The 15,453-nt window shown below is 71.2% G+C and carries 17 protein-coding genes; 10 read left to right on the top strand and 7 right to left on the bottom strand.

Translation table 11 applies throughout. The features are described 5' to 3' along the window. Nucleotides 1-10: 10 nt before the first annotated feature. Nucleotides 11-613, bottom strand: a complete 603-nt coding sequence (locus GEV28_RS28195) for a QsdR family transcriptional regulator (protein WP_291415391.1) — start codon at nt 611-613, stop codon at nt 11-13. A gap of 150 nt (nt 614-763) precedes the next feature. On the opposite strand from GEV28_RS28195, the gene GEV28_RS28190 reads away from it, so the two are divergent. The 4 genes from GEV28_RS28190 (at nt 764) to GEV28_RS28175 (ending at nt 3,353) form a co-directional block, all read left to right on the top strand. Then, nucleotides 764-1,627 carry a dienelactone hydrolase family protein gene (locus tag GEV28_RS28190; protein ID WP_291415390.1) on the top strand — a complete coding sequence of 288 codons (864 nt, stop codon included), beginning with the start codon at nt 764-766 and terminating at the stop codon, nt 1,625-1,627. Further along, nucleotides 1,624-2,085, top strand: a complete 462-nt coding sequence (locus GEV28_RS28185; RefSeq protein ID WP_291415388.1) for an ATP-binding cassette domain-containing protein — start codon at nt 1,624-1,626, stop codon at nt 2,083-2,085. The genes GEV28_RS28190 and GEV28_RS28185 overlap by 4 nt, the downstream gene beginning before the upstream one ends. 310 nt (nt 2,086-2,395) lie before the next feature. After that, on the top strand, nt 2,396-2,755 hold the full coding sequence (locus GEV28_RS28180) for a hypothetical protein (RefSeq protein ID WP_291415387.1): 360 nt from the start codon (nt 2,396-2,398) through the stop codon (nt 2,753-2,755). 37 nt (nt 2,756-2,792) lie between these two features. Then, on the top strand, nt 2,793-3,353 hold the full coding sequence (locus tag GEV28_RS28175) for a dihydrofolate reductase family protein (RefSeq protein WP_291415385.1): 561 nt from the start codon (nt 2,793-2,795) through the stop codon (nt 3,351-3,353). Nucleotides 3,354-3,357: 4 nt separating this feature from the next. Here the strand turns inward: GEV28_RS28175 and GEV28_RS28170 are convergent, their stop codons facing one another. Both GEV28_RS28170 and GEV28_RS28165 read right to left on the bottom strand, forming a co-directional pair. Then, entirely contained in the window at nt 3,358-4,596 is a 1,239-nt protein-coding gene (locus GEV28_RS28170) for a hypothetical protein (protein ID WP_291415383.1), read from the bottom strand. 62 nt (nt 4,597-4,658) lie between these two features. Next, nucleotides 4,659-5,165: a cupin domain-containing protein gene (locus GEV28_RS28165; RefSeq protein WP_291415381.1), complete on the bottom strand. Its 507-nt coding sequence runs from the start codon at nt 5,163-5,165 to the stop codon at nt 4,659-4,661. 154 nt (nt 5,166-5,319) lie between these two features. On the opposite strand from GEV28_RS28165, the gene GEV28_RS28160 reads away from it, so the two are divergent. From GEV28_RS28160 to GEV28_RS28140, 5 genes are all read left to right on the top strand, one after another. Next, complete coding sequence (locus GEV28_RS28160; protein WP_291415380.1) at nt 5,320-8,742, top strand: phosphodiester glycosidase family protein; 3,423 nt, start codon at nt 5,320-5,322, stop codon at nt 8,740-8,742. A gap of 12 nt (nt 8,743-8,754) precedes the next feature. Next, on the top strand, nt 8,755-9,333 hold the full coding sequence (locus GEV28_RS28155; protein ID WP_291415378.1) for a hypothetical protein: 579 nt from the start codon (nt 8,755-8,757) through the stop codon (nt 9,331-9,333). A gap of 43 nt (nt 9,334-9,376) precedes the next feature. Beyond that, nucleotides 9,377-10,126, top strand: coding sequence for an ABC transporter permease (locus GEV28_RS28150; protein ID WP_291415377.1), 750 nt, complete (start codon nt 9,377-9,379; stop codon nt 10,124-10,126). Nucleotides 10,127-10,230: 104 nt separating this feature from the next. Next, nucleotides 10,231-11,793 carry a cellulose binding domain-containing protein gene (locus GEV28_RS28145; protein WP_291415375.1) on the top strand — a complete coding sequence of 521 codons (1,563 nt, stop codon included), beginning with the start codon at nt 10,231-10,233 and terminating at the stop codon, nt 11,791-11,793. 258 nt (nt 11,794-12,051) lie between these two features. Then, entirely contained in the window at nt 12,052-12,603 is a 552-nt protein-coding gene (locus GEV28_RS28140; protein WP_291415373.1) for a snapalysin family zinc-dependent metalloprotease, read from the top strand. A 386-nt stretch (nt 12,604-12,989) separates the two neighbouring features. On the opposite strand, the gene GEV28_RS28135 is transcribed toward GEV28_RS28140, so the two are convergent. Together GEV28_RS28135 and GEV28_RS28130 are read right to left on the bottom strand one after the other, a co-directional pair. Then, nucleotides 12,990-13,202, bottom strand: a complete 213-nt coding sequence (locus GEV28_RS28135) for a hypothetical protein (protein WP_291415371.1) — start codon at nt 13,200-13,202, stop codon at nt 12,990-12,992. A gap of 17 nt (nt 13,203-13,219) precedes the next feature. Beyond that, a complete protein-coding gene (locus GEV28_RS28130; protein ID WP_291415369.1) occupies nt 13,220-13,513 on the bottom strand; it encodes a hypothetical protein in 294 nt (97 codons plus the stop codon). 13 nt (nt 13,514-13,526) lie between these two features. Between GEV28_RS28130 and GEV28_RS28125 the strand changes: the two genes are divergently transcribed. Next, on the top strand, nt 13,527-14,066 hold the full coding sequence (locus GEV28_RS28125) for a TetR/AcrR family transcriptional regulator (protein WP_291415367.1): 540 nt from the start codon (nt 13,527-13,529) through the stop codon (nt 14,064-14,066). Nucleotides 14,067-14,114: 48 nt separating this feature from the next. Here the strand turns inward: GEV28_RS28125 and GEV28_RS28120 are convergent, their stop codons facing one another. Together GEV28_RS28120 and GEV28_RS42615 are read right to left on the bottom strand one after the other, a co-directional pair. Beyond that, entirely contained in the window at nt 14,115-15,227 is a 1,113-nt protein-coding gene (locus GEV28_RS28120) for an endo-1,4-beta-xylanase (RefSeq protein WP_291415365.1), read from the bottom strand. A gap of 107 nt (nt 15,228-15,334) precedes the next feature. Then, nucleotides 15,335-15,439: a hypothetical protein gene (locus tag GEV28_RS42615; protein WP_367115091.1), complete on the bottom strand. Its 105-nt coding sequence runs from the start codon at nt 15,437-15,439 to the stop codon at nt 15,335-15,337. Nucleotides 15,440-15,453: the final 14 nt, after the last annotated feature.

Here is a 15,453-nt window from a genome sequence, read left to right as displayed (position 1 = left end):
GCCATGTGTTTCACAAGAGCTGCTCGCTGGCCGGCACGCGTCCCTCGACGAGTGCGGCGAGCAACGTCGACGCCGCCTCCAGGTCAGGGGCGCGCGAGGCCAGCACGTCGGAGTACAGGAACGCCTCGCCGAGGCGGACTATCGCGTAGCACAGGCTCTCCAGGCTCACCGCGGGCGTGAACCCGCCCGCGTCGATGTCCCGCTGGAGCAGGCCGACGTGCGCGACCATGACCCGTGGCTGCACCCGGCCGCGCGGGTCGGTCAACACCCGGATGGCGACCGTGGGCTCCTCGTCCAGCAACCGGCCGAACCCCGGGTTGCCGGCGATGTCCGAGCGGTACCGGCGCATCACCGCGAGACAGCGCAGCTCACCGTGCCCGTCGCGGACCGCCGCCCCGTACTCGGCCTCCCACGCCCTGGTCGCGGCCGCCATCGTCCGGTCGGCCATGTACCAGAGCGCGTCGCCCATCAGGTCCTCGCGGTTGCCGACCCGGCGGAACAGCGTGCTGCGCGAGATCCCCAGCTCGGCCGCGAGCGTCCGGGTGTCCAGCCGGACGCTCCGGCCGATCCAGTGCGCTGCGATCCGAACGATCTCCTCGGCGGTTGGGCTCACGACCGGAGCGTACGACCGCGACCGCCAACTCGGGACGGTGCGCACGCCGGGACTGGCGATTCCACCGATGCGCTCGCCACGCCGGGCTTGCCACAGTCGGTTACCGATCGCGTCCGCCATGTCGCTCAGCCGATTGGAGAAGTGCGCATCATGCGAAGAGGCGTCAGAATCCTGCCAACGCTCGCCCTCGCCGTCACGCTCGGAGCTGGTCTGCCGACCGCCGCCCACGCGGCCGACAACCCGTTCGAGCGTGGTCCAGACCCGACCGAGAACAGCATCGAAGCATCCCGCGGCTCGTTCGCGGTGTCCCAGACGACCGTGTCCCGCCTGTCCGCCAGCGGTTTCGGCGGCGGCACGATCTACTACCCGACCAGCACCGCCGAGGGCACGTTCGGTGCGGTCGCGATCTCGCCGGGCTTCACCGCCACCCAGTCGAGCATCTCCTGGATCGGTCCACGGCTCGCCTCGCAGGGCTTCGTGGTGATCACCATCGACACGCTGTCGATCTACGACCAGCCCGCCAGCCGCGGCGACCAGCTGCGTGCGGCGCTGTCCTACCTGACCCAGCGCAGCACCGTGCGTAGCCGGATCGACGCGTCACGGCTCGCGGTGGCCGGTCACTCGATGGGCGGCGGCGGGTCGCTCGAGGCCGCGGCCGACCAGCCGTCGCTGCAGGCCGCGGTGCCGCTCGCGCCGTGGAACTCGACCAAGACCTGGTCGGACCTGCGGGTGCCGACGTTCATCATCGGCGGCGAGAGCGACACGATCGCGCCGGTGTCGTCGCACTCGATCCGGTTCTACAACTCGATCCCGTCGGCGGCGGAGAAGGCGTACATGGAGCTCGACGGCGCGAGCCACTTCTTCCCGCAGACGCCGAACACCACGATGGCGAAGTACATGATCTCGTGGCTCAAGCGGTTCGTGGACGACGACACCCGCTTCGAGCAGTTCCTCTGCCCGGCGCCGGACGACAGGGCGATCTCCGAGTACAGGGACACGTGCCCGCACTCATGACCGAGCTGCTCCACATCGAGAACGTCACGGTGCGCTTCGACGGCCTGGTCGCGTTGCACAACGTCGACCTGGCCGTCGAGGCCGGCACCGTGCTCGGCGTGATCGGACCCAACGGCGCCGGGAAGACGACCTTGTTCAACGTCGTGTGCGGGTTCATCCGCCCGCGGCGCGGCACGATCCGCTGGTGCGGCACGGAGCTGCGCGACCACCAGCCGCATGCCCTCGCCGGTCTCGGCATCGCCAGGACGCTGCAGGGGCTCGGCCTGTTCCCCGGGCTGTCCGTGTTGGACAACGTGCTGGTCGGGGCCGGCCGGCTGGCCCGCCCCGGTCCTTTGTCGACACTCCTCGGCCTGCGCGGCGACGGCCGCGCGCAGGCGATCAGCGCGGCGGACCTGCTCGGGGACCCGCGGCTGCACCAGGCATACCTGGGCGCGAACCGCGACGAGGTGCCCCGGTGACCGTCCGCCTGACCCGCACACCCGACCAACGCACCGACCGGCCGAACCGGTCGCGCGCGCCCGCGCGTGCGGAACTCAAGTCCCGAAAGCCCCCACCCTCTCCGGGGGCACCCCTCAGGTCCAGCTTATCGCGGGGGGCCGACGTTTCTGGGTGCGTGGCGGTTCCTGTGGACAACTTCGCCGATTGTGGACAACTCGCCGTCTCGTCCACACGGGACTCGCGGGTCCGCCCTCGAGCAGACCGGGCCGGTCACGCACCCGGCCGGCCCGGTCATCCACCCCGAACCCCGCCCCGACGAGAGGTGACCGCATGAACCAGCTCGGCATGTTGACCGTCGGCGGGATCGCGAGCGGCGCGGTCTACGCCGCGCTCGGGCTGTCGCTCGTCATCATCTTCCGCGCGACCCGCGTGGTGAACTTCGCGCAACCCGTGCTGGCGCTGCTGTCCACCTACCTCGCGTTCACCGTCAACCAGGCCACCGGCGCCTACTGGCTCGGGTTCGCCGTCGCGATCGTCGCCGGTGCCGTGCTCGGGGCACTGTCCGACCGGCTGCTGATCCGGCCCGCCCGCGGACCGGAGCACGCCCGCGGACATCCGTCTCGTGGGCGCCTAGGAATTTCTCGAGCCGGATGTCGAGCCCCGGTGGACGCCTCCGACTTGTTCGCGTGAGGCGCCCACCGGGCGCTCCCGGTTCGAGGAGCCAGCCATGCGAAAGATCATCTACTGGGTGCACGTGTCGCTCGACGGTCACATCAGCGGCCCGAACGGCGAGTTCGACTGGCCGGTGTTCGGTCCGGAGCTGGCGCGGTACTCCCACGAGGAGAACGACCGGGTCGACACGTTCCTCTACGGCCGGGCCGTGTGGGACCTGATGTCGAGCTACTGGCCGACGGCGGACGAGGACACCACCGAGGAGCACGCCCGCTACTTCGCGCCGATCTGGCGGGCCACCCCGAAGGTCGTCTTCTCGAGGACGCTGACCAGGGCGGACTGGAACACCCGCGTGGTCGGCGGCGACCTCGATGCAGCGGTGACGGCGCTCAAGGCCGAACCCGGCAAGGACATGCAGCTGACCGGCGGCACCGGGGTGGCGGCCGCGCTGGCCGAGCTCGACCTGATCGACGAGTACCAGGTGGTCGTGCACCCGGTCGTGCTGGGCGGGGGCAAGCAACTGTTCCCGCTGGTGCCCAGGTTCACCCTGCGCCTGACCGAGACTCGCACGTTCGACAACCAGACCGTGCTGCTGCGCTACGAGCGCGCCGCGTGACCGGCTACCCCACTGGGGAGGGGAACACGAGCAGGCCGCCGACGGTCAGCGTGCACCCCGCCCGCGCGTCGGCGGGCAGCGACTGCCGGATCCGGATCTCGGCCTCTCCGGCCGCGAGGGTCCGCACCCGGCCGAGGATCCGACTGCCGATCTCCGTCACCGGCTGGCTCGGCGCGCCAAGCACGTCCAGCCGGACATCGACCGGGCCGGCCAGCACCGGCTCGGCCCGAACGGCGACATCCACCTCCAGCGTCCCGAACGGATGAACCTCGGCACGGCGAAAAGCGCGGGCGAACGAGTCCGACCCGGACAGGCGGCCGCGGCTCACGAGCCGCGGCCGGTCACTCCCGAGAGGTGGCAGGCCGGCCCTGCGGCGGAACTCGTCCCCTCGGGTGCGTTGCGACGTGGCCGGCCTCGGCGATGGCTGCTCGGCCTTGACAACCCGCACATCGTGCCAGTCCACCCGCAGTGCGCCCATCCGCACCGGACCCGCGCCACGCGGACGGATCTCCCAGCGGTGGATGCCCGTGACGAACGCCGCCCGGACCGGTTGCCCGGGCGGCAGCCGGCGCACCGACGGCGAGGGGCCGTCGCCGAGCCCCTCGGCGAGCACGGCGGCCTCGACCATCAGGCGGCCGGCCAGCTCCGCCGCCTCGCCCGCGGCTTCACGGATCGAGTCCCTCAGCTCGGCCGTGCGCGCGTCCCGCTTGCGCTGGCTGCCCGACCAGCCCGTCCGGTCGAGGCGGGCATGCGCCTCGACGCTCGCGTTGAGGAGCAACGCCGACTGGCCCGCCTCGAACAGCGCCGCGGTCGCCGCGCCGTCCAGCCGGCGCAGCGCCGTGCGCGCCGCGTCGGGCCGCCCGAGCGCGACCGCGCACAGGAGGAGGTATCGCTCGGCGATCGCGACCTGCAGCCTCGACCGGGCCGCGGCCCCCGCCTCGCGGAACAGGTCCCGGGCGCGGATCATCTCGTCCTCGCGCACTCGGGAGTCGGCGGTGGTGCCGGCGTCGAGCAGGGTGCGCAGGCCGGTGCCGACCGCGGTCGTGTACCGCTGCTCCAGCACCTCGTCGAGCCGACGCTCGATGCCGGCCAACCGCTCGCCGAGGCGGTCCTCGCTCGCCGCCAGCGCGCCGACCAGCTCCACCGCCAGCGCACCGAGGTCCTTGTCACCGGTGAGCGCGTCGATCAGCTTCGCGATCCCGTACCTCGAGGCGATCGTGGCGATCACGGTCAACGGTTCCACCTGATCATTGCACCACCCCGAGAGGCCCGCGACAACGCTGTTCGCGATGTCGCACCACCTGTTCAGTGCTGCCGGCCTTCCGGCAGGGTGACCAGCCGCTGCGTGCCGGGCCGCCAGATCGGGCTCGGTAGGAAGTAGTTGTCGAACCGGTCCTGGGTGTCCAGGACCTCCCGCGGACTCGCCTCGCCGCGGCGGATCCGGTCGCCCAGGCGGAAGTAGTCGAACCGGTTGTTGCCCGGTGCCTTCACGATCAGGATGTCCGCCGTCGACCCGGACGGGGTGCCCCACGCGTGCGGCATCAGCGGCGGGATCAGCAGGAAGTCGCCGGACGAGAGCCGCACGATCTCGTCGCCGGCCAGCACCCGTAGCGCCCCGGAGATCAGGAAGAACATCTCCGGCGACGCCTTGTGGAAGTGCGGCGGCGGGCCGTCCACACCCTCGCCGAGCGTGGTGCGCACGGCGTTCATCACCTTGCCCGTCTCGTCGGCGTCGACCAGCAGTCGCGTCGTGTTCGGGGCCTCGCCCAGGAGCTCGGCGTCGGTGGACCTCGTCAGCACGTATCCGTTCATGACGACGATAGTACGATATCTAACTATCAGGCGCCTAACTTGATGGCTGGAATTTGTTTTCCGGACACCTTGAGGTCTGGTGAAGATCCGACAACGACTGTTTACTCATTCCGTGCACAGACCGTCGCGCTCCCTTGCCAGCTTGATCGCCAGTTTGATCGCCACAGCTGCGCTGACCACTGCCCTGGTCGTGTCGAGCCCGCTCGCCGCGCTCGCCGACAATGCCGACCCCGCCGACCCCGCAAACCTCGCCGACCTGAACGCCGGCACCAGTGACCACGCCCAGTACCCGGGCGACGACTTCCTTGCCACAGCGGCGAAAACCGCCGCGGCGGCCGAGCAGCGGATCGAGACCGCCGAACACGAGCGCCCGGTCGCCCCTGGCGTCACCATGCGCTCGTTCGACCGCTACGGCCCGGACGGCTACACCGGGGCCCCGACCTGGCTGCAGGCCGACAGCCTCGCGGTGGACCTGACCAAGGGCACCACCGTCGACTACCTGTTCCCCGGCCAGGTCGCGAAGGGCGAGCCGCTGTCGACCCAGGCCAACCGCGAGCACGCGGTGGCCGCGGTCAACGGCGACTTCTTCGACATCAACACCTCGACCGCCCCGCTCGGCGTGGGCATCCAGGACGGCGAGCTGGTGCAGTCGCCGGACATGGAACAGACCTGGCGGCAGTCGTCGGCGATCTTCACGCCGGACGGGCTCGGCTCGATCGGCGAGGTGTTCTTCCAGGGCACGGTCGACACGCCTGGCCCGGACCTACCGCTCGCCGGGGTCAACAAGCCGAACCTCTCGGCCGGCGGCATCGAGGCGTTCACCCCGCTGTGGGGCACGTACTGCCGCTGCCGCGCGACCCAGGGGGCGACCGCGGTCACCGAGGTCGAGGTGCGCGACAGCACCGTGACGGCCGTGCGCACCCAGGCCGGCGAGGGCACGATCCCCGAGGGCACGATGATGCTCGTCGGCCGCGACGGCGGCGCCACCGCGCTCGCCGCGCTGCGGGTGGGCGACCCGGCAAGCATCGACTACCAGGCGCGAACCGCCGCGGGGCAACGGATCCACGCCGCGCTCAACGGCCGGCAGCTGCTCGTGGTCGACGGCGTGCCGCAGAAGGCCGGCCAGGGCAACAACGTGCCGGCCGCGCCACGCACCGCGCTGGGCTTCTCGAAGGACGGCAAGCGGATGTTCCTGCTCACCGCGGACGGCCGGCAGTCGGCGTTCGCGGAAGGTCTGGGGCTCGACGAGCTCGCCACGATGATGGTCGAGCTGGGCGCCTACAGCGCGGTGAACCTCGACGGCGGCGGCTCCTCCACGATCGTCGCGCGCGAGCCGGGGTCGGCCACCGCGGAGGTGGAGAACCGGCCGTCGGACGGCGCGGAACGGTTGGTGCCCAACGGGCTCGCGCTGTTCGCGCCGAAGGGCAGCGGCAAGCTGCGCGGCTTCTGGGTGGAGCCCGCGCTCGACCCGGACCGCGCGCCCGGCTCGTCGACCGTCGAGGCGGCGCACCCGGAGCGGGTGTTCAGCGGGCTGACCCGCACCCTCACCGCCGCCGGCTACGACGAGACCTACGGCCCGGCAGCCGGAAAGCCGCGCTGGCACAGCGAGCCGCGGCACGGCACGATCGGCGGCGACGGCGTGTTCCGCGGCCGCCAGCCGGGCGAGACCACGGTCGCCGCGTCGGACCGCGGCGCGCGCGGCGAGGTCGACCTGACCGTGCTCGGCCGGGTGGCCAGCGTGGCGTCCACACAGGACCAGATCGCGCTCGGCGGGCAAGGCCGGACCGCCACGTTCGGGGTCGTCGGCGCCGACCGCGACGGGTACCGCGCGCCGGTCGAGCCGGCCGACGTGCGGCTGTCCTACGACCGGGACCTGCTGACGGTCACCGAGGCGGCGGACGGCACGTTCACCGCGACCGCCAACCGGCCCACCGGGTCGGCTCTGGTCACCATCGCGGTCGGCGGCGTGCGGGCGGTGCTGCCGGTGACCGTCGGGCTCGACGAGGCGGTGGTCGCCGACTTCTCCGACCCGGCCGGCTGGCAGTTCTTCGGCGAGCGGGCCACCGGCGCGATCGCGCCGGCAGAGGGCCACGACGGTTCCGGCCTGCGGCTGACCTACGACTTCACCCAGAGCACGGGCACCCGCACCGGCGGCGCGCTCGCGCCGCAGGGACTGACGATTCCCGGGCAGCCCAAGGCGTTGCGGCTGTGGGTGAACTCCACCGGCAAGGGCGAGTGGGCGAGCCTGCAGGCGTGGGACGGCACCGGGCAGCTCCTGCCCGCGTTCCGCGCCGGCTACCTCACCGGCACCGGCTGGCAGCAGCTGGAGTTCGCGGTACCGGCGGGCACGACGTACCCGTTGACGCTGCGCCGTTTCTACGCCGCGGAGGTCGACCCGACCAAGAGCTACCAGGGTGATCTGGTGATCGACCAGCTCACCGCGCTCGTGCCGCCACCGCTTTCGGTGCCGCCGAAGCAGGTGGTGGCCGACCCGGTGATCGTGCGGGACGGCGATGTGTCGGGGGCACCGTGGCGGTTCGCGGTGATGTCCGACGCGCAGTTCGTCGCGCGTGACCCGGACAGCGACATCGTGGCCAACGCGCGCCGCACGCTGCGTGAGATCCGCAAGGCGAAGCCGGACTTCCTGGTCATCGACGGCGACCTGGTCGACGAGGCGTCGGCCGCGGACTTCGCGCTGGCCGAGCGGATCCTCGACGAGGAGCTGGACGGGCAGCTGAGGTACTACTACGTGCCGGGCAACCACGAGCGGGCCGACAACAGCCTGGCGAACTTCTCGGCCGCGTTCGGCGAGACGCAGCAGACGTTCGACCACCGCGGCACCCGGTTCATCACGATGGACACGTCGGCGCTGTCCTACCGCGGCGGCGACTGGCACCAGCTCAGCCGGCTGCGCACGGAGCTGGACCGGGCGGCCGAGGACCGGTCGGTGCGCTCGGTGGTGCTGCTGCAGCACGTGCCGCCACGGGACCCGACGCCGGCGCGGGCGAGCGAGCTGAACGACCGCAAGGAGGCGGCGACGATCACCGCGTGGCTGGCGGACTTCCAGGACCGGACCGGCAAGACCACCGCGTTCATCGGCGCGCACGTCGGCACCTTCCACGCGTCGCATGTGGACGGTGTGCCGTATTTCATCAACGGCAACTCCGGCAAGAACCCGTCCACCGCGCCGAACGACGGCGGGTTCACCGGCTGGTCGCTGTGGGGCGTGGGCGCCCACTCGTTCGCCGCGGAGGTGCGCCCGCACGTCGACACGCTGTCGGTGACCGCGCCCGAGTCCCTGCCGGTCGGACAGACCACCGTGGTCACCGCCGCGCTCACCCAAGGGACACGGGTGGTGCCGGTGGCGTATCCGGTGACCGCCGACTGGTCCGCGTCCCCGTCCGTCCACATCGGAGCGTCCGGCGGCGCGCACCGGGACATCGCCCGGTTCGACCCGGAAACGGGTGAGCTGACCGCGTTGCGGCCTGGCACGATCACGCTCGAGGTGGCCGTGAACGGGGTCCGGCAGCGGGTGACGGTCGAGCTGGTGGCCACCGCCGCCCAGGGTGCGGCATGATCAAATGGGCGGGTGACCAACCGCGCGATCCACCAGGAGCTGCTGGCCGTCGGCGAGAGCACGGACCGCCCGCTGGAGGAGTACCTGCGGACGCTGTGGCGGCTGGGCGGCACCCGGCGGGACGTGCCGGAGCTGCCGGCTGAGCTGTTCGTCGAGCTGGTGCGCCGGGCGGGGGTCGAGGCGGCTCCGCCGTTCGACGACGCCTGGCGCACGGCCGACTTCGGCGTGACCGAGTCGATGGCCGGGTTCGACGTGTGGGAGCGGGTGATCCTGTCGCAGGTGGCGGACCTGCGGGAGTTCGCCGAGGTACCGCCGCGGCGGTACCCGGAGCTGGGGGTGGACGCGCCGCGGGTCGAGGGCGGCGCGGTGCGCGCGTGCGGGTCGCGCTGGTACAACCACGCGGTGCCGGCGTTCCTGGAGTGCGGGATGGCCGGCGCGCTGGGCGGCTGGTCCGACGAGGACGGCCTGCGGACGCCGGTGCCCGGGCCGGCGGTGTCGCTGTTCCCGGAGCCCGACGGCGTCGTCGCGGTGGAGACGCTGTCGTGGGCGGAGTTCACCGAGTTCCTCGTGTGCGGCCAGGAGTACGAGTGATCCCGTAGCACACCGGTGATCCTGGATCACGGACACTGGGTCGATGAACGGCCAGAACATCGCGGTCGGGTGGCCGCTCGCCTGCGTGCTCCTCCTGCTCGCCTGCGCCGGCGCGCTCGTCGTGTGGCTGGGCCGGATCGACGGCTGGCGGCCGACGGCCACCGCCGCGGTCCGCGCGGTGGTCCAGCTCGCCGCGGTGTCGCTGCTGATCACCGCGGTGCTGGCGTCGGGGTGGCTGACCGCCGGGTTCGTGCTGCTGATGTACGGGATCGCGGCGGTCACCTCGGCCGGCCGGATCGCCAAGGCCGGCGCGCTCGGCCGGCTGCGCACAGTCCCCGTGCCGGCTCTCTCCATCGCCGCGGGGGTCGCGCCGGTGCTCGCGCTGCTGCTCGGCACCCGCGTGGTGCAGGCGCAGCCGGTGGTGATCATCCCGATCGCGGGGATCTTCATCGGCGGCGCGATGATGGCGACGTCGCTGGCCGGCCGGCGGGCGTACGACGAGCTGCGGACGCGGCGCGGCGAGTACGAGGCGGCGCTGGCGCTGGGCCTGCTCCCCCGCGACGCGGCGCTGCTGATCAGCAGGCCGACCGCCGACCAGGCGCTGGTGCCGGTGCTGGACCAGACGCGGACGGTCGGCCTGGTGACGCTGCCGGGCGCGTTCGTGGGGGTCCTGCTGGGCGGCGGCGACCCGATCCAGGCTGGCGTCACGCAGCTCGTGGTGCTGATCTCGCTGCTCGCCATCGAGGCGGCCGCCGTACTGGTGACCGTCGAGCTCGTCGCGCGCCGAGCTTGATTGGTCCAGACCTTGTGAAGCATGGCTGGTCTAGACCACACTTCACCCTACGGAGGTGGATGTTCACGGGGAACCCTGCTACGGCTGCGCGAGGAGACCGACCGATGTCCACGATACGAAGACGCTTCCCGGTGTTACTGGTGGCGATCGCCACGATGATCCTCGGCTTGGGCGTGGTGCCGGCGACCGCCGCGCCCGGCCTGACCGCGACTTTCACCAAGGTGTCCGACTGGGGCACCGGCTTCGAGGGCAAGGTGACCGTCCAGAACGCCTCGAGCAGCGCGCTCAACGGCTGGACGATCGAGTTCGACCTGCCGGCCGGGTACTCGGTCACCACCTCGTGGGACGCGCAGCGGACGAGCTCCGGCCAGCACCACACGTTCCGCAACCCGACCTGGGCCCCGACCCTGGCCGCGGGCGCCAGTACGACGTTCGGCTTCAACGGGAGCCCCGGCAACTTCGCGGGCATCCAGAACTGCCGCTTCAACGGCGACAGCTGCGACGGCGACGGCAACCCCGACCCCGGCGCGCCGGGCACCCCCGGCTCACCCCACGTCACCGGCTCGACGAGCTCGTCGATCTCGTTGGCGTGGAACGCGTCCAGCGGCACGGTCACCGGCTACCGCGTCTACGAGGGCTCGACCGTGCGCGCGACGGTGACCGGCACCGGCGCGACGATCGGGAGCCTCGGCACCTGCACGACGCACAGCTACACGGTGGCCGCGTACAACGGCGTGGGCGAGTCGGCCCGAAGCGCCGCGGTGACCGGCACGACGACCGGCTGCACCCAGCCGGCCGGCGGCCGCGGCGCGCCGTACCTCTACCTGGGCTGGGGCAACCCGCCGGCGCCGCAGACGGTCATGTCGGCGACGGGCGTGCGCTGGTTCACGATGGCGTTCGTGCTCTCCGGCGGCGGCTGCACACCGGCGTGGGACTCGACCCGCCCGCTGCAGGGCGGCGTGGACGCGCAGACCATCGCGTCGATCCGGTCGGCAGGCGGTGACATCGTGCCGTCGTTCGGCGGGTGGAGCGGCAACAAGCTCGGCCCGAACTGCTCGACGCCGCAGGCGCTCGCCGGGGCGTACCAGCAGGTGATCGACGCCTACAACCTCAAGGCGATCGACATCGACATCGAGAACTCCGACGAGTTCGAGAACGAGGTCGTGCAGGAACGCATCGTCAACGCGCTGAAGATCGTCGAGCAGAACAACCCCGGCATCCAGACGATCGTCACCTTCGGCACGACGACCAGCGGCCCGAACTACTTCGGCAACCGGCTGATCGAGCGGGCGGCGGCGTTGCAGGCGAACATCGACGTGTTCACGATCATGCCGTTCGACTTCGGCGGATCGAACATGTACAACGACACGGTCAACGCGTCGGAAGGCCTGAAGAACAAGCTGAAGGCGACCTTCGGCTGGTCCGATGCCCAGGCATACCAGCACATGGGCATCTCCGGCATGAACGGCCTGTCCGACCAGCAGGAGCTGACCAGCGTGGCGACCTGGACCCAGATCCGCGACTGGGCCAAGGCACGTGGGCTCGCGCGCCTGGCGTTCTGGTCGGTGAACCGCGACCGCGGCTGCCCTGGCGGCGGCGTGGTGTCCAACTGCAGCGGGATCGCCCAGCCGGACTGGGAGTTCTCGCGCATCACCGCGGGTTTCTGAGCCGGTGAGTGACGTGGGGCGGTCCGAACCCGGGCCGCCCCACCGTCATCGGCTCCGAAGTGTCCATTGAGGACACCACACGGTACGCCGCATTTTTCCACCGCCACTACGCATTGTCAACGGCCGACCACTTATGGCAATTCACCAAGGGCCGGACCCGACGAAAGTCGGTGCCGCCGGCATGTGAACGCTCCCTAACGTCCTACCCGAGCCCGGTGGGCTCCCCTGCAAGTCACTCGTGTGGGCGAGGAGTGTCTCATGATCAAGAAGTCATTCCTGTCCGTCGCCGTCGGGGCCGCGATGATCATTGCGCCGCTGACCGCAGGACAGGCCGCAGCCGCACCACAGACCACAGGCGACGTGCATGCCGCCGCCACGACCGTCTGCTACGACGCCTCCGGGGCGCCGAGCTTCGCATCCGAGATCGCCCAGGGCGCGGCGAACTGGAACGGGTCGGTCGGCAACGTCCAGCTGGTGAACGACCCATCCTGCGCCACGCTGGACTACTACGAGGGCAACGACCCGAGCGGCTCGTACGCCTACACCGACGGCCACGGCAACGGCTACATCTTCATCGACTACACCCAGGCCCAGCAGTACTACACGGTCCGGATCACCGCACACGAGACCGGACACGTGCTCGGCCTGCCGGACCACTACCAGGGCCCGTGCTCGGAGCTGATGTCGGGCGGCGGCCCCGGCCCGTCGTGCACCAACGCGTACCCGAACGCCGACGAGGCCGGCCGGGTGAACAGCCTGTGGGCCAACGGCTTCCGGGCGGCGCGCGGCGAGCTGGAGAAGATCTACTGAGCTGACCCGAACCGAGCGGCGGTCGCCCCCGGGTGGCCGCCGTTCCTCGAGCCCGGCGCTGCTGTCCCCCGTGGACGGTGGACGACTGGTGGACGGCGCGTTCGCCGCGATCACGTCGAGCCTGCACGCGAGCGCCGCGATCTGCGCCGGGCTAGGCCATGTCTCGTGGATCTTGGATCGTGGTATTCGCGCCCAGCTGCCCCCTGGCCGCGTTGTCGGAAGGCCCGAATACAACCCGGTATGCGCGACCTTCCGCCGCCTTGCCAGGCGCCAGCTGGATCACGAATCCCATCGACCAAGACCCACGAGACACGACCTGCTCCTCGCCGGCGCGCTGACCGTGTTCGGCCTGCGGGGCCGGCGGTGCGGATCCGCGTCGACCCCGGTCAGGCGACCTCCGGTTCATCGGCAGCGGCGTCGAGTTGGCGGAGCCGTTGCTTCAGCGCCTGGGCGTGGGCGCCGATGACGGCGGCGGAGTCGCCGTCGCGTTGCGCGGCCAGGTAGTCGGTGAGCTGCGCCATCTCGGTCGCGAGCAGGGCGGCGTGGTTCACCACACTGGTCAGCCAGTTGTCCTCGTGGGGACGGATGTGCTGGTGCATGCGGGCTCCAGACGGGGTCATCCGCTTCGTTGCGCCTGTTGTGCGTATCCCGGCCGGCCGCTCTGGTCGAGACCGTGCGCGGCGAAGCTGTCGAGCTTGATCTCGGTGCCGTCCGGGTCGTGGAAGCTGACGATCCAGCCGATGTGCGCCTCGATGACCCGGGAATGGTCGACGCCGAGCTCATCGAGGCGAGCGGCCCAGGCGTACGCGGCGTCCCGGTCCGCGATGCCGAAGCTCGAACCCGAGGACCCGCTGGTACCAGCGCAGCTGATTCGAGACGCCGCCGCTCGGCTGTTCGTCGAGCAAGGCATCACGGCCACCACGATGCGGCAGATCGCCGCGGCGGCCGGGGTGGCCGAACGCACCGTCTACACCGTGTTCCCGACCAAGACCGCCCTGTTCCACGAGGTCATGAACATCGCGGCGGCCGGCGACGAACTGCCGATCCCGGTGGCCGAGCGAACCGAGTTCACCTCGACCCAGACCGAGCTCGACCCGCACCGCGCGGTACGGAACCTGGTCGACCACGGCAGCGCCCTGCTGGAACGGGCCGGCGACCTGAGCACGGCGGCGATCGCGTCCTCCGGTGCGGAACCGGACATGCGCGAGTTCGCCGCGCGCGAGTTCGCCGCGCGCGCGTCCGCCGAGACCGCGAAGAACCTGCACGACGTCGCGCGGGCGTGGAAACGCAACGGCCTGCTCCGGGACGACCTCACCGCGAAGGAGGCCGGTGCGATTCTCTACGCCCTCAACTCACCCCAGGTCCACCACATCTTCCGGCGCGACCAAGACTGGGACGTCGACCGGTACCGCGACTGGCTGGCCAGCACCATCACCACCACCACCATGCTGCGGTCGCCTTAGGGTTGGCCGGTCGGCCGAGCCGGTGAGCGCTGTGACGTGCGCCCGTGACTACCTGCCGGCGAGGGCGAGCACCGCCTGCATCTCGCGGTAGGCAGGCTTGGCCGCGAACGACTCGTCGAGCAGGTTCGCCGCGCCCTCGCCCTCGAAGAAGCCGGGCACCCAGGAGTACTTGTCGGTGAAGCCCCACACGGTGAACGACGTGCACCTCCGGCTGAGCAGGCAGCCCTGCAGCAGCACGCCGTAGCCCTGCGCCTGGGCCTGCAGCTTCGCGGTGTCGGTCGGCATGATCATCCGGACGTCGGCCTCGGTCACCGCCGTCTCCAGCCCGAGGTCCTCGAACCGGCGGAAGTTCGCGACGACGTCGGCGGTGGAGTGGAAGCCGTACTGCACGCCGTAGTGGCCCTGGGCGCCGAAGCCGTGCACCGGCACCCGCTGCGCGAGCAGGTCGCGAGCGAGCTGGTGGTAGGCGTCGCTCTTGGGACTCAGGCCCTCGACGTTGTAGTCGTTGAGGAACAGCTTCGCCCTCGGGTCGGCCTGGTGCGCCCAGCGGAACGCGTCGGCGATGTAGCCGGGGCCCAGCTCGCGCAGCCACAGGGTGTCCCGCAGGTTGCCCTCGTCGTCGATCACCTCGTTGACGACGTCCCACTGGTAGATCTTGCCGCGGAAGTGGCCGACCTCGTCGAGGATGTGCCGGCGCAGGATGCCGCGCAGCTCGGTCGGAGTGATCTCGCCGGACCCGACGCCGTCGGTGAGCCATGCCGGGACCTGGCTGTGCCACACCAGGGTGTGGCCGCGCACCCGCTGCCCGTTGCGCTTGGCGGCCGCGACCAGCTCGTCGGCGGCGGCGTAGTCACGCACGCCGCGCTCGGGCTCGACGACCTCCCACTTCATCACGTTCTCCGCGGTGACCGAGGAGAACTCGGTGCCGACCCGGTCGCGGTAGACGGGGTCGGCGGTGAACGCCGCGTGGTCGACCGCGGTGCCGACCAGCAGGTGCCGGCCGGCCAGGTCGCGCAGCGGCCCGTCGACGCGGACCGGCGCCTGCATGTGGTCCGGGGAGCCGGTGGCGGACGGGAGAACGGCGTAGAGGGTGGCGGCGACCAGGACGACGGCCATGACGACGGCTGGGGCGACGGCTGGGGCGACGTGGGACACCTTCATGTGAGGCTCCTCGACAACGATGGCGGGAACATCCTCCGAAAATTTTCGGAACCTTTCCGGTACCAACGGGAAACGCTAGATCTGATTAGGGCTCGTAGCGAATCAAGTCAGTGCGGCTCGGGTGTGTCGTGCGTCGGGTGCAGGGTGTAGTTCCAGTCGCCGTGCCAGGGGTCGCGGGTGATCGGGAGTTCTTTCATTTCTTTGTTGCTGATCTCGATGCCGGTGG

Source organism: Actinophytocola sp. (assembly GCF_009379765.1).
GTDB lineage: Bacteria > Actinomycetota > Actinomycetes > Mycobacteriales > Pseudonocardiaceae > Actinophytocola.
The sequence above is the reverse complement of the archived record's forward strand: the minus strand, read 5'-3'. Positions and strand labels throughout refer to the sequence as shown.